Source organism: Amantichitinum ursilacus (assembly GCF_001294205.1).
In the GTDB taxonomy this organism is placed as follows: domain Bacteria; phylum Pseudomonadota; class Gammaproteobacteria; order Burkholderiales; family Chitinibacteraceae; genus Amantichitinum; species Amantichitinum ursilacus.
On the sequence record NZ_LAQT01000037.1, the window covers coordinates 79,765 to 93,684 of the forward strand.

13 protein-coding genes and 1 pseudogene are annotated in these 13,920 nt (G+C 58.9%); 3 read left to right on the top strand and 11 right to left on the bottom strand.

Annotated features, from left to right (window positions below; translation table 11 throughout):
• Position 1: 1 nt before the first annotated feature.
• A complete protein-coding gene (locus tag WG78_RS20510; protein WP_236692089.1) occupies positions 2 to 1,984 on the bottom strand; it encodes a cytochrome c biogenesis protein ResB in 1,983 nt (660 codons plus the stop codon).
• A gap of 166 nt (positions 1,985 to 2,150) precedes the next feature.
• Entirely contained in the window at positions 2,151 to 2,768 is a 618-nt protein-coding gene (locus WG78_RS20515) for a c-type cytochrome (RefSeq protein ID WP_053939709.1), read from the bottom strand.
• Positions 2,769 to 2,868: 100 nt separating this feature from the next.
• On the opposite strand from WG78_RS20515, the gene yihA reads away from it, so the two are divergent.
• The 3 genes from yihA to WG78_RS20530 all read left to right on the top strand — a co-directional run bounded on the left by yihA (position 2,869) and on the right by WG78_RS20530 (position 5,099).
• Positions 2,869 to 3,486, top strand: a complete 618-nt coding sequence (gene yihA, locus WG78_RS20520; RefSeq protein WP_053939710.1) for a ribosome biogenesis GTP-binding protein YihA/YsxC — start codon at positions 2,869 to 2,871, stop codon at positions 3,484 to 3,486.
• Positions 3,487 to 3,826: 340 nt separating this feature from the next.
• The gene (locus WG78_RS20525) at positions 3,827 to 4,351 is read left to right on the top strand and encodes an O-acetyl-ADP-ribose deacetylase (protein WP_053939711.1); all 525 of its coding nucleotides are present in this window, start codon (positions 3,827 to 3,829) and stop codon (positions 4,349 to 4,351) included.
• An 82-nt stretch (positions 4,352 to 4,433) separates the two neighbouring features.
• Positions 4,434 to 5,099, top strand: a complete 666-nt coding sequence (locus tag WG78_RS20530; protein ID WP_053939712.1) for a class I SAM-dependent methyltransferase — start codon at positions 4,434 to 4,436, stop codon at positions 5,097 to 5,099.
• 20 nt (positions 5,100 to 5,119) lie between these two features.
• Here WG78_RS20530 and WG78_RS22865 read toward each other — a convergent pair whose 3' ends face one another.
• The 9 genes and pseudogenes from WG78_RS22865 to WG78_RS20570 all read right to left on the bottom strand — a co-directional run bounded on the left by WG78_RS22865 (position 5,120) and on the right by WG78_RS20570 (position 13,884).
• Positions 5,120 to 5,449 (bottom strand): DUF5710 domain-containing protein, encoded by a 330-nt coding sequence (locus WG78_RS22865; protein ID WP_053939713.1) that lies wholly within the window; start codon positions 5,447 to 5,449, stop codon positions 5,120 to 5,122.
• Between the two features lie 18 nt (positions 5,450 to 5,467).
• A complete protein-coding gene (locus tag WG78_RS20540) occupies positions 5,468 to 7,438 on the bottom strand; it encodes a hypothetical protein (RefSeq protein WP_152969332.1) in 1,971 nt (656 codons plus the stop codon).
• A 197-nt stretch (positions 7,439 to 7,635) separates the two neighbouring features.
• On the bottom strand, positions 7,636 to 8,904 hold the full coding sequence (locus WG78_RS20545; protein ID WP_053939715.1) for an acyltransferase family protein: 1,269 nt from the start codon (positions 8,902 to 8,904) through the stop codon (positions 7,636 to 7,638).
• Positions 8,905 to 9,729: 825 nt separating this feature from the next.
• A complete protein-coding gene (locus WG78_RS20550) occupies positions 9,730 to 10,449 on the bottom strand; it encodes a hypothetical protein (RefSeq protein ID WP_053939716.1) in 720 nt (239 codons plus the stop codon).
• A 45-nt stretch (positions 10,450 to 10,494) separates the two neighbouring features.
• A complete protein-coding gene (locus WG78_RS20555) occupies positions 10,495 to 11,910 on the bottom strand; it encodes a hypothetical protein (RefSeq protein ID WP_152969333.1) in 1,416 nt (471 codons plus the stop codon).
• Between the two features lie 196 nt (positions 11,911 to 12,106).
• Positions 12,107 to 12,619, bottom strand: a complete 513-nt coding sequence (moaC, locus tag WG78_RS23210) for a cyclic pyranopterin monophosphate synthase MoaC (protein ID WP_053939798.1) — start codon at positions 12,617 to 12,619, stop codon at positions 12,107 to 12,109.
• Positions 12,617 to 13,168 (bottom strand): annotated as a pseudogene (gene mobA, locus WG78_RS23215) (molybdenum cofactor guanylyltransferase MobA); the annotation flags it as partial. The gene moaC and the pseudogene mobA, both read right to left, overlap by 3 nt.
• The gene (gene moaE, locus WG78_RS20565) at positions 13,158 to 13,622 is read right to left on the bottom strand and encodes a molybdopterin synthase catalytic subunit MoaE (RefSeq protein WP_053939718.1); all 465 of its coding nucleotides are present in this window, start codon (positions 13,620 to 13,622) and stop codon (positions 13,158 to 13,160) included. The gene moaE and the pseudogene mobA, both read right to left, overlap by 11 nt.
• A gap of 1 nt (position 13,623) precedes the next feature.
• Positions 13,624 to 13,884 carry a MoaD/ThiS family protein gene (locus tag WG78_RS20570; RefSeq protein WP_053939719.1) on the bottom strand — a complete coding sequence of 87 codons (261 nt, stop codon included), beginning with the start codon at positions 13,882 to 13,884 and terminating at the stop codon, positions 13,624 to 13,626.
• Positions 13,885 to 13,920: the final 36 nt, after the last annotated feature.

Here is a 13,920-nt window from a genome sequence, read left to right on the forward strand (position 1 = left end):
CTCATTCTCCTTGGGGTATTGCGGGCAACAAGGCGTTGCGATGTGCAGCAAACGTCGTATCAAGTTCTGCCGGACGACGGTTGCCCGCCAGCGACAGCAGCGTGTGGCCATCACCGATGCGCAGCCATACACGTTCTTCCCGCAGATAGAACATGCAGAATATGCCGATGACCAGCAGGATGGAACCGAAGAAAATCACCGGTTCGCCCGGCGACCGCGTTAGCTGGAAGCCGCTGGATTTTACTTCGGTGAATGCGTCAAATTGAAGAAACACCGGGCTGCCGTATTCATAAAACCCGCTGGTGGCCACCAGACTATCCATCAAGAAGTGGTAGTTTTCGGCGGTCATGGGCAGCGGCGGCAGGCCAGCCTTCTGTTGTGCCACATCCATGGCGTCGACGGTGGCGTTTTGCAGAATTTTCAGATAAGTCTGTGCCACTGCGGCGCGCTTGTCGGCCGGCACCTTGCTCTCGATAAACTTGTCGATCTGGGTAAAACCACCGTGCCCGAACTGCTGCAGGATGGCTTGCGTCACCGACTGGAAATCATCGCGGCGCGTGCTGGAAAAGCCGCCATCGGCAAAGGCCTTGTTGGCGGTGCGCCGCGCGATTTCCGGATAATTGGCCGGATCGAGCATCACATTGCGCAGGCGCATATACGCGTCGCTCTTGTTTTCGCTGTCCAGCGGCACGCGGATAAACTGGAATTGCGCGGTGATGTCCTTGCGCACGCCAGCCAGCAAATAGGTGGCGCCATCGGCGTAGAACGGCGACAGGTAGTTGAGATACTCCACCGCCTGGCCAGCCTGATCACGCAGTTTGTACTGGATCGACGGACCCATATTGCGCAGATTGCGACTGGATTTAACCGACTGGGCCGACGCCAGCGCTTGCTCCACCTTGTTGACCGCTACGGTCGACGTGTCGCCGCTGGGCACATCACCGCTGCCGGGCTTGCCCATGTTCTCGACGTTGGTGACGCGCAGGTCGCCAAACTCCAACGTGTAGGGTTTGCCATCCAGCGTGATGTTCTGCGTGCTCTTCGACGTGGCGTTCAGCTTCGACTCGCCGCCGCCGCCCAGGTCCCACGCGGTAAATTGCAGCGCCGAGCCGCCATCGCCAAAGCTGGATTGATAAATCGCGATGCCATCCACCACCAGCGGCTTGTTCACTTCCACCACGCCGCTCTTGATGATTTTGCCGTCTTTGCGATCCAGCACATCAATGGTGGACGCAAAACGCTTGGGCATGCCGGTGCTGTAATAGTCCACCTGGAACTGCTTCAGTCGCAGCGCAAACGGCAGATCCTGCACAAAGTAACCTTCGCCTTCGCTCAGGAATACCACGTCGCCCACCGCGCCTTCGGGCAGCGTTACATTGCCGCGGAACGACAGGTTGCCGGTGCCCAGCCGGCTTTCGGGCGGTACTTTGCTTTGGGGAATATCGCGGGTTTCGGCTTTTTTGTTGCCCACCACTTCGCGGAGTTTGAGGGGCAGATTGCCGTCCATCAAACCGCCGATACAGATGACCACGATGGCCGCGTGTGCGAACAGATAGCCCAGGCGTTGCGCCGAGCCCTTCTTGGCCGCCAGCAACCACACGCCGTTGGCGTCGTTGATGCGCCAGCGATAACCGGCGCGCTTCAGGTATTCCTGTGCGGCCTGGCGGTCGACGACGGTTTCGCCTTCTACTTCGGCGTGATGCGCCATCAGGCGCAGCGAATTGCGGCCGGCGTGTTCGCGATAGCTGCGGATGTCTTTGACCATGCCGGGCGCGTGCCGATAAATGCACAGCGACGTCGACAGCATCAAAAAGCCCAGAATCGCCAGAAACCAGCTGGCGTGGTACACATCGAACAGCCCGATCGGGTCGAAAATCCCGAACCAGAAATCACCGAACTCGATGCGATAGTCGATGAACTGTTGGCCCTGCTTGAGCACCGTTCCGATGATCGAAGCAATCGCCACGATCGCCAGCAAGCTCACTGCAAAGCGCATTGAAGAAAGCAGCTCGTACAAGGCACGGCTGAATGGGACCTGGCGGCTAGGGCGGGCGATGGCGGGGCTCATAATGCAAAAAAGGAGCGACAAGCGCCCCTCTTGTATTCACTGCGCCAACACAACAAAGCGTGCTGGCGCATGGGTGGGCAAATCAATGCAGCGACTGGATATACTCGGCGACGGCCTTGATATCCTGGTCCGACATCCGACCGGCTACGTCGACCATCACCTGGTTGTTGTTGCGTTCACCAGTGCGGAAGGTATTCAGTTGCGCAATCACATAAGCGCTGTGCTGGCCAGCCACACGCGGAAACTGGGCCGGCATGCCCGAACCAGCGGGGCCATGACAGGCCATACAGGCGGGCAGGTTTTTGGCGGCGATGCCACCACGATAGATTTTTTCACCGGTCGCGATCAGCGTCTTGTCGGACGCGCCGCCTTCTTTCGGTTTTTGCTGGCTGAAATACGCAGCCACATTGTGCATGTCGTCGTCAGACAGCGTCGAAGCCATACCAAACATCACGGCGTTCTTGCGCTTTTGCGTCTTGAATTCGGTCAGCTGCTTGTAGATATATTCGGGATGCTGGCCAGCCAGGCGCGGATTAGCCGCGACTACACTGTTACCATCCGCGCCATGACAAGCGGCACAGACTTTGTCCACGATTTCCTTGCCCTTGGCGGGATCGCCTTTGGTGGGCCCTGCGGCAAATACGCTACCGCTCATCATCACTAATGCTGTGAACAGGGCTGCAACAGGCGCGCTGCGCATAACTAGCTCCCTTGTGTTTATTGGTATTCCCGTCGGCAGGACCGGCGGCGTGTCAAATCCTGATATTCTATATCAAGACCAAAAGCCAGACTACACACCCATGCCCTTGTTTCGCGGACTCCGCTTTCTGACCACTGTTAATGACCTGCGTATGCTGCCCCTCGAAGGGGTGGAGGTTGCATTCGCCGGCCGCTCCAATGCGGGCAAATCCAGCGCCATCAACACGCTGGCCAACCATACGCGCCTTGCCTTCGTCTCGAAGACGCCGGGCCGCACGCAACACATCAACTATTTCGATTTTGGCAACGACCGCCGCCTGGTCGATCTGCCCGGTTACGGCTATGCCGAAGTACCCGAAGCGGTGCGCCGCCACTGGCAAACCATGCTGGGCCGCTACCTGGCCGAGCGCCCCAATCTGATCGGCCTGGTGCTGATCATGGATTCGCGCCGGCCCTTGCTGGAGCTTGATCGCCGCATGCTGGACTGGTTTTTGCCCACCGGCAAACCGGTACATATCATGCTTACAAAATCTGACAAACTCTCTAATCAAGAAAAGCAAACTGTGCTACGCAAAGTGCAAAAAGAGTTTGTTGATAATGAGAAAGTCACGGTGCAATTATTCTCCAGCTTGAAAAAACAAGGTGCCGAAGAGACGGAAACCGTTGTCGGTCAATGGTTTGAGGCCATTGAGCCTGAAGTGACAGACGGCGCAGAATAATTCCTTGAACTTTTCGCGTAGCTTTCTATCCTAAAAGCTAGGTGCGCCCCTGCACCTCCCGCTTTTCCTCCCTGAGCGGGTGCCTCGGCCTAGCGCCGGGGCGTATTACACCCCGGTCATTCTCCCCTTGGGCCGGGGTTTCTTTTGCGCGTCGTTTACGTAAACGACGCGCGCCGCCGCCAAGGTGTACTGCCAAGCCGGGTAATATTTACACTGCGGGCTCAGCGTCGGCCGATGAAGCGCACAGGGTTAGCCGCGCGCAGCGCGGGCACCCGGAAACCGATCGCTTAATGCCACTGTCCTAGCGTCTTCCCCATCCTGCCGACTGCCGAGGTCCGCCATGAGCCTGCTGCGCGCCATCCATGCCGATATCACCACGCTGGACGTGGACGCCATCGTCAACGCCGCCAATAGCGCTTTGCTGGGCGGCGGTGGGGTGGATGGCGCAATTCATCGCGCCGCCGGGCCGCGCTTGCTGGAAGCCTGCCGCAAACTGGGCGGCTGCCCCACCGGCGAAGCGCGCATTACACCGGGCTTTGATCTGCCGGCGCGATTTGTGGTGCATACGGTAGGCCCGGTCTGGCACGGCGGCCACGCCAACGAGGCCGCTCTGCTGGCCGCGTGTTATCGCAACAGCCTGCAACTGGCGGCGGAGCACGGCGTCCAGCGGATTGCGTTTCCCGCCATCAGCACCGGCGTCTACGGCTATCCGCTGGATGAGGCCACCCGCATCGCGATCAATACGGTGCGAGGAGTCACTGAAGACCCGGCCATGCCGCAAGAGGTGATTTTCTGCTGCTTTTCCGCGCGCGATCTGGCGATGTACGAGGGTGAAATGCTGGCCCCGCCCGGCCTTGGTAGCTAGCCCCGTCCGCCAGCCCCGGCGGGCTTGCCGCAAAGCCCGGCCGCGTCATACAGTGGCGGCCTTGTTGATGTAGAGCTCAAACATGACGCGCCAGACGCTTGCCCTCGACCCCGCCATGGTCGATTTCTTTACCCGGACTGCCTGGCGTGAGGCCCCCGCGCTGGCCGCCTTGCGCGCCGAAACCGCCACGCACCGGCTGGCCAAGATGCAACTGGCGCCCGAACAAGGCGCGCTACTGGATCTGCTACTGAAGTTGATCGGCGCGCGGCGCTATATCGAAGCGGGCACCTTTACCGGCTACAGCGCACTGACGGCAGCGTTGGCGATGGGGGAGGGCAGCGAAGTTGTCGCCTGCGACGTCAGCCGCGAATTCACCGCACTGGCCGAGCAGCATTGGCAGCGCGCGGGCGTGGCCGAGCGCATCAAGCTGGTGCTGCAACCGGCGCTAAACACGTTCGACGCCCTGTTGGCGCAAGGCCAGGCGGGCAGTTTCGATTGCGTGCTGATTGATGCCGACAAACCTGGCTATCCCGCCTATTACGAACGCGCGCTACAGCTACTGCGCGTGGGCGGGCTGATCGTGCTCGACAATATGTTTCTAGGTGGCCGCGTCGCTACGCCGACTGCGGATGAACCGCCGGGCGTGGGCATCATCCGCATGCTTAACCAGCAATTGCACGCGGACGAGCGCATTGATTTGTGCGTGCTGCCGATCGGCGATGGCATGACGCTGGCACGCAAACGCTAGGCCATCCCTCCCCCAAAGACCTACAGCCAGGGCGGCGGATCGTTGGGGTCGATCGGAGGTGGCGGTGCGCGTTCGGTGATCACCGCGGGCGCGGCGGCGTCGTCGGTCGCCGCCGCTTTGGGTTTGCGCGGCTTGGGGGCAGGGGCTGTGGCCGCCAGTTGCGCCAATACCTCGGCCACGTCCTGACCGCGCAATTCATCCGGCCACCACTGCGCAAACGGCTCGATATCCGCCCCGTGCGGCACGTACCACTTTTTCGCCGCCGCATCCCAGCGCGCTCCGATGCCTTTGGCCTGATCTTTCTCGGCAAATGGCACGGCCAGATATAACTGCACTTTGGCGTTGCTCATGATGACATCCTGCGTGGCCTAAGGCCGGGCGTTGATAAAGGCCAGCGAGTCTGTCACAGGTAAGCGGAATGCACTACATGCACCCGCGCTAATCGCAAACGGTTTGCTGCCGTGGCCCTTCAGATAGAACGAATTTGGCCCCGGCTTATCCACGTACACAATCTGCTGCACCGCTGTGCCAGCCGGATTGATCGAAGCCTCCATAAACGGCGGCGCTGGCATTTTGATATTGGTCTGCAGCATCAGCAATTTGCGGCCGCCGCCCTGGGCCACCTGGTATTGCGCATCCAGTTCGTAATAGCCGACTTGCGGCGCGTTAAATTCAAAGCGCGGCGGCGATTGCTGCGGCTGGCAGCCGATGACGGTGGGCGTGGTTATCTCGGCCGGCGTTTTGCGCGTCCAGATTACGGTGGCGGGCGAATAGCCAATCACTTTGCGATGCAAGGCCAGCTCGCGATAGAACCAGTAATCGTGCGCCATGCTCCATTGCTGCGCCGGGTGGAAATCGGTCCGCGTCGAGATCATCAAATCCGCATCGGGCAACGCCGCCGCCGCTTTGGCGCGCTGCGAGCCCATCGCATGAATGACCGCATCCACATGCCAGCCCGAAAAACTGCGCCGCGTGGCGCTGAACAGGCCCCAGTATTCTTCGATGACCGTGCCCTTGAAATTGCGCGCCAGCTGGATATAGCTGCGCCAGGTTTCCGGCAGATAGCCGCCCAGTTCGGGAATATAGAAGCGACTGGTATCGGCCGCGGCGCGCGCGGTGTCACTGCGCCAGCGCACGCCTTGCGCACCCGCCAGCACCAAGGAAACCAGCGCCACTGCACCCAGCATGCCGCGCCAGATGCGGGGCTCGGCCAGCGCGCGGCCGGCGATGCGCGGCACCAGCGAAATCACCAGTCCGATGCAGGTTAGATACGTCCACAACATAAAGGCCGAGAAGTAGCCATCCACCAGATGGCCGCCGATCGAAGCCAGCATGCCGCCGCCGTAGGTGGTCCAGCCCAGTGCGGCCAACAATTCCAGCCGCCGGTTGTGCCGTCGCCACGCCAGCACGCTAACGGCCAGCAAGATCAACAGCGGAATGCGGATGGCCGGGTACACCACCTTTCTGGCCTCCGCCAGCGAATAAATGCGCGAAGTATCGTCATACGGCGCAAACAGCCACCACTGGTCTTTGGCCACATCCAGAAAGTTGTAGCTCAGCATATTGAGCGGCGAACCCGCCGTTAGCACTGCCAGCAACACAAACCACACCAGTAACGCCGCAATGGCATAAGCAAAGCGATGCGCCCAGCCGCCGCCTACCCGAGGCAGCAGCACAAACACGAACAGCAATCCAAAAACCAGGGCGGTGGGATAGGCGTAATCGTTAGACCACAACAGCATTGCCCCCGCCAGCACCGCCATGCCCAGCGTTTGCGACCACGCGCTACGCAGGCGCGGCGCGGCGGCGCTATACAGCAGAACCATCAAATAGGGCGCAAACGCGCGCAGTGGCCGCAATGAATCGCCGGGGATATATACCGCCTGCAAAAATTGCGGCAGCGATTCCAGCGTGTGTGGCAGCCACAGTTTGATCAGCGCCAGCGGCAGCAAAAACAGCGTGCTACCCAACGCAAAAGACACGGCAAAGCGGCGCTGCCCGGTGGCCAGATGCATGACGGTGGCGCTGGCCAACGTGCCCGACAGCAAGGTGGCGATCCAGGCCGTGGCAGTCGACGCCGCCAGATTGGCCCCCAGCAGCTTGAACGGCACAAACATCAAATACAGCGGCCCCACACCCAGATACGGCAGAAAATCACGCCCCGGAAACAATCCCGCATTCAGCCGGTACAGGCCGCTAGCCGTCTGGAATGCACCATCAATATGAAAAAAAGGCAGGTCAACGGTGACGGTGAGCGCAAATAAAACGATCCAGATCAGCCAGAAGGCCGCGACCGCATACGCGGCGAGCACGGCGCTGCGAGAAAGGGGAGAGGGCATGTGAGTCCTGAGCAGGATGGCTGCGCTTTGCTGCAACGAGATTTGTAAGTTTTTAGAGGCTTATTGTGGTTTATTCTTGCAAATTTCGTAATGCACTGCAACATGAGAGCGGAATCTAGCCATTGAGTCGGCAGATATCCAAACGCAAAACGACCGCAGCGAAAGGGCGCGCTGCGGCAGTTTTTTGGCAAGTTGCTTCAATTGGCAGCCGCTTCTTCTTCGGCAGGCGCGGGCCCCAGTTTGTCAGCATCAACGGGAACACCGTGCGGGCGCGGCGAATGCCGTAAAGCATCCACCCAGGAAATATGGCGCTGTTCGGTCTGGCTTTTGAAGATATAAAACAGCATCGGCGCAGGCACTAACAGATAGAGCGCCAGCACCACAGGCGCATAACGCGGCCATGGCGTTGGATTGACGTTGCCTAACACTTCGCGTTCCGCCGCCTTCAACGCAAAAGACTTGCGATAAGCGTTTACCCGATTTTCCACCGTGATGTGGATAAGATGCCCCAGCAAGACCGCGATGGCGGCGACAACGGTGCCCATACTCACAAAACGGAAATACTCGGGGTGCGCCTTGGCGACGGGCTCAAGCAGTACCACGAATGGAAAGTGCAGGATGTATGCGGGGTAAGTCAGGTCACCTAAAGCACGATCGAACTTGTTCTTTTTGGTGTAGTTGAAGAGCACTGGAATCATGGTTGCGATCAGCAACATGTGCCACGCCGGCATCACCGTATACGAATACGACAGCGCAAGCACCAGAAATGCCAACGCAATGTAGTTGGGAGCAGTTGTGCGTTTGCTCAGGTGGAATGCCAGCGCGCCGCCGCCGAAAAAGATAAACGATGCAGGATAAAAATACATGTTTAACGCATAGGCCTCGGTATTGCGCAAGCCCTCAATACCTTCCAGTGGAAACACGATACGGTGCAACGCCGTTGAATAAATACAACCTGCCAATACCATCAAATAGGTGCGTTTTTCACTCTTGAGAATGAATGGCGCCGCAAGGAAAAAACAGCACTCCACCGCCAGCGACCACATGGGCGGATTGATCGCCATACCTACGGGATCAGCGCATCCCTGTGTGGCAATCGCCTGATGGGCGCAAACGAGATACGACGCATCTTGCCCGATGATGAACAGGTTCTGAAAAATGAAATAGAGCTTGGCGCCAAAGTCGAGTTGCCCGAAAAAGTTGGCGATTTCGTGGTAGGAAATCAGCAACGCAAAGATCAGGCCAATGTAATAGGTGGGAAACAGGCGCAGTACCCGGTTCAGATAAAAGTGCAGCGGGTCGGTGTCTTTGTAACGGCCATTCAAAACCATGGCCATGTAGAAGCCCGAAATAATAAAAAAGAAGTCGACCACGTACTGGCCACGAATACCGTAATAGCCCAGCACGGTGGAGTTGGCATGCGCGCCGATGACAGACAGCGCGAGGAAAAAGCGCAAAAGACCCATGATCGTTCCAGTTTGTATGTGAGTGTAGGTGTGCGGCCTGATCTGAACGAGAAGCAGTCCTACACACTATAAATTACAAACAAAGAAATTATCAAGAATGCTAATTGTCGGATAAGTTATTGTGTTGCGTCAGTGGAGAGGAATTTGCGCTTGACAATATTTATGAAATTCAAACAGATAGCGATGACACCTCGCCTGTTGCACGTGATGCCTTACCTAACAGCCGAGTCGGCCAGGTGCCAAGCGGCGCGCTTGCATGTGGCAGACTTGGCCACATACGGCGGACTTTAATTCTGGCTAGCCAGGACAGCGCAGCAGAGCAAAGGACATATGTCGCGTTGACAATCCATCCACCACACGCTGAAACTGGCGGCTGGTTGCAGGCAAAGAAAACGGCCCGTTCGCGCTAACGTCCGGGCCGGTTAAGTGGTTAGAGAAGCAACTTGCCTAACACGGCAAGCACAGCCATCAACGCCACAACTTTGCAATCAAGCTGCAGCCTGATGGCTTTGCCAACTGATATTTTCAATGTGAGTTTCACAATAGATTCCAGCTTCTCGAGAGAGAACTCCTTTGAAGATGCATTCGTATGAAACCCGTGGGTCACCTTCTCTGTTGGGAAGGGGAGATGACCTGTTGGCTTCAGACATCTCCGAAACGGATGCTGACAGAGGTTGGCGCTGGAACCTATGTGAAGATTTGAGCCCCGCAGATGCGGGGCTTTTTGTTTTGGCGCAAGGTTTCAGGCCGATTGCGCGAGTGCGGGCAGTCTCAAAAAGCAGCCCGATACAGTGCGGGTGGAATGACCGAAAAAGAGGCGATTTATCAATCATCCGCGCCCGGGCCACGCAAACGATAACTGCTCACCGTATTGGCCGAGGCAAACTGCGCCTGCGGATGCGCCTTGAGCGCCGCGCTGGTAATCGAGACACAGCCGGCCTCTACGGAGGGCGCCGCAGCCCATGATTGCCCATCCAGCGTGTACACCGGCGGCGTGGTCGAGCAGGCTTCCAGCCTTTCAAAGCGCGGAATAAACACGCGGAAATACCACGGGACTACCGCAGTGCGAATTGCGTTGGCCTGATCAATGGCCGCCAGCGCATCAGCCGCTGAAAAACGCTGCGTATCCGGTAATACGGCAAACAGATATAAATCGAATTCCAGCGCGCCCTTCTTTTTATTGGATGAGAATTGCGCCTCGGGATCATTGGTGCGCGGAATATCGTCCAGCGCCAGAAAATTGTTCTTTAATGGCACCGGATAAACCGCATCCTCGGTCCACAGATTGATTTTAACGTCCGGCATCGGCTGCTGATTAGCGGCGCTGACCACCCGGAACATCACACGCACCTTATCGTGCTTGTCCGCATCTTCGAGCAACGCTTGACGCAATTCATCGACTTTGGAATACAGTATCAGGCCCGCATCGTGCATGCCGGTGACGCTGGCGGATGCGACTTCGGAGGCGTCTTCCGCAATGGCCGACGTAGTCAGAAATGGGCTTGCCAGAAACGCCGCGGCAGCAACAAATCGATTTAAACGCATTGATTGCCTTATTCAACAATTAAAGTCATCGAGGGAGACCCGGTTTTATTGCGCCTTGACGCCTTGCTCTATCGTCGATGCATCGTCCGTTGGTACTGGGTGAGGGGCGTAACGCCCGGCAAATTGACATACCAATTCCGCCCGCTGATCACGTAGCAGAATAATCGAGCGATTGCCGGAGTAGTGGTGCAAATCAAGATAATTAACGTCGCCATCGCTCAGCAAGCCAATGGGCGAGTTGTAGGTCATTGCGCCCGATATCACCTCAAGCAACCAGGTATTAAAAGGCGTCGCGGCTATTCGGGCGGGATTTCCGGCGAGAACGGCGACGGCCTGACCGTAGCGCCCTTCGTTGCCCGCAATTCGCAGCAGCGCAATCTGCTCTGTATGTCCGTTATTGCGCAAGTCGATATCGGCAGTGCCGTCCACCGTCCACGCTTGCGTCTGATGGCCTGCGCGCGGGTCTTGCAACGGTGGCAAATCCGATTGCGAAAGCGTGATGTCTTTAATCTGATCAGTCGCCGCTTTTTGGCATATTTCTTTGTCCGCGCCGATGGTCAATTGAGATACTGGTTTTTTGTCACGCTCAAAAGCGCAGACCTGAGTGACTGCGCCGCTGCTTTTAACCCGATAAAGGCCGGATAAATCGGGATCGTACGCCGCAAAATAATACGATTTACCCAGCTTGATAAATTCGAGTTGCGCCGCCGAAGCATCGGGAGCGTTAAGGTCATAGGTGCCGGAAAGAACAAACCCGCTTTCTGTCTGGCTGTACAAGTTGGAGATCAGCACGTAGTCCCGCCTGCCCCGGCCGTCCAGATCTACGCGCCAGGCCCATCCGCCAACGTCTTGTAATAGCGGATCCGTAGCGCGAGTTAATCCGCGTAAATCGTTAAAGTTGTACTCATGTTTGCCCGGCACGCGATAGCGCTCGAGGATACCGAGGGTTTGCAAATTGGCCGTCGTTTGGCAAATGTTGGAGGAGGACTCCGCGTGATGACCGGTCGGTGTGGCGACGGGGGTTTTAGCCTGTCGGATCTGGATTGCGTTGATCAGGCCGTTGCTATCGCCGCCCCCGGGTTTGCCTTGCTTGATCGCTGCGGCACTCATCCAGCCCGACGTGAGTCGCAATTGCGGGCTGATGTAATCCACGTAAACCCAGTCCCCGCATTGGCTGCGGACGCGGACCAGGTCTTGGGGCAGCAAATACATGCTGGTCGTGCACTGTTCGCCCTGGCATTGCAGCGGCCAGGTTTTATAAAGCGGCACGTGGGCCTGCGCGACGCCAGTCACAAGCGTCTCGTCCACCCATGCGGAATTGCTGATTGCACCTTCCACGCAAAGGGGCGCAACCCACTGGATTTGCGTCGTGCTGCTGCTGGCTGCCGCTGCGGGGACGGCGAGAGCGGCTGTGGCAATAAACGGCAGACAGCATAGCCAGAACGCGGATCGATGATGCACAAGACTTCCTGGAAAAAGAGGGGGCGGCTGAGCCAGAGTTGGCAATCAGCTTCGCGCACTCTTTGTACGCGGAATCGGCCAGATCCGGCCATTGTTGCGCATTCAAATCTGCATCAATGTCGCGCCGCAGCGACAGTCAAATCCGGGCGCTAGCCATGGAAACCATCCATGCAGCAAGGAGCGCCCACTGCCGGGATCACTCCGCCCGCCAATGCCCCGACTTGCCCCCCACCTTCTCCACCAGCTTGATCCCCGTCATCACCATCCCGCGGTCCACCGCTTTGCACATATCGTAAATGGTCAGCAGCGCCACCTGCACCGCCGTCAGCGCTTCCATCTCCACGCCGGTACGGCCGACGGTTTCGGCAGTGGCTTCGCAGCGCACGCTGCTGCTGCCGCTGTCGATGCGGAAATCCACCGTGACGCGGGTCAGTGCGATGGAGTGGCACAGGGGGATCAGGTCGGGCGTGCGCTTGGCGCCCATGATGCCGGCGATGCGGGCGATGCCCAGCACGTCGCCTTTTTTGTGGTTGCCCGCTTCGATCAGTTGCAGGGTGGCGGGCAGCATGCGGATTTCGCCGCAGGCGCGGGCCATGCGGTGGGTTTCCAGTTTGGCGCCCACACCCACCATATGCGCCTGGCCGCTGGCGTCAAAGTGAGTGAGCGTGCCGTTGCTGTCGCCGGTTTGTTGCGCTTGCAGATCGTCCATGGTGTTCAGATTCGGAAAAGTGGCGTCGGCAAATTCGACGAAGACGGGGGACAGGCTTTCCAGCCAGTCGCCCAGTTTTAATTGCTGGCGTTGCAGCCGGTCGGTGATCGAAGCCATCGCTTCGCGCCGCAGCATGCATAGCGTGGGGTGGATCTGGCCGTTGCTGGATTGCGCGACAGCGGCCTGGGCACCGCTTTCGTCCAGCGCGTGCAGCAGGCGTTCAAGCAGGTCGGTGGGCAATGCGGGTACATCGCAGGGCACCACGAGCAGGATATCGGCGGGCGAGGCCAGCATGGCGGCGTGGATGCCTGCCAGCGGCCCGGAATAATCGGGGCGCACATCGCGCAGCACCGGGTAGCCAAAGCGCGCGTAGTCGGGCAGGTGGCGGTTGGCCGAGATCAGCAGGTGGTTAACCGGCACGCTCTGGTGCGACAGCGCGTGGATCACCCATTCGATTAGCGGGCGGCCGTTCAGCGCCACCAGGCCCTTGTCGCGTCCGCCCATGCGTCGGCCTTGGCCACCCGCCAGGATAACCGCATCAACCGTCATATTCTGCCTCCCACCGCTGGCGCGCGCGCTGATCGGTTTCGCGCGCGTCTACCCAATGCCCGCCCGTGGCGTCGACTTCCTGTTTCCAGAACGGCGCTTCGGTTTTCAGATAATCCATGATGAATTCATTGGCCTGATACGCCGCGCGACGATGCGCGCTGGCCGTCAGCACCAGCACGATTTGCGCGCCGGGGTGCAGCTCGCCCACGCGGTGGATGATCGTGATGCCGGTCAATGGCCAGCGCGCCTGCGCCTGATGGGCAATTTGCAGCAAGGCGCGTTCGGTCATGCCGGGATAATGTTCCAGCCGCATCGCCACGCCGCCATCCCAGCCGCGCACCAGGCCGCAGAACGACACGATCGCGCCGATCTGTTCGCCGTGGCGTAACGCGGCGTATTCGGCCGTCAGATCGAAGTCGGCTTCTTGCACGCTAATGCGAACCTGCGCGTCCATCTCAGCCTCCGGTCACGGGCGGAAAAATCGCCACTTCAGCGCCGGGCGGGATGGGGTCGTCCAACTGGCTCATGTCCTGGTTGATGGCCACCCGAAATGGGCGCTGGCCCGAGAGTTCGCTGTCCCAGGCGCCGCCGCGTTGGCGCAGCCAGGCGATCAGTTGGCGCGGGGTGTCGATGTCGGCGGGCACGTCGACGCGTTCGGCTTGGCAGCCCAGCGCATCGCGTAGTCGCGCAAAATAGCGAAGTTCGAGGGTTTTCATGGTGTCTTGATCATAGGAAATCACAACGGGCTGGGT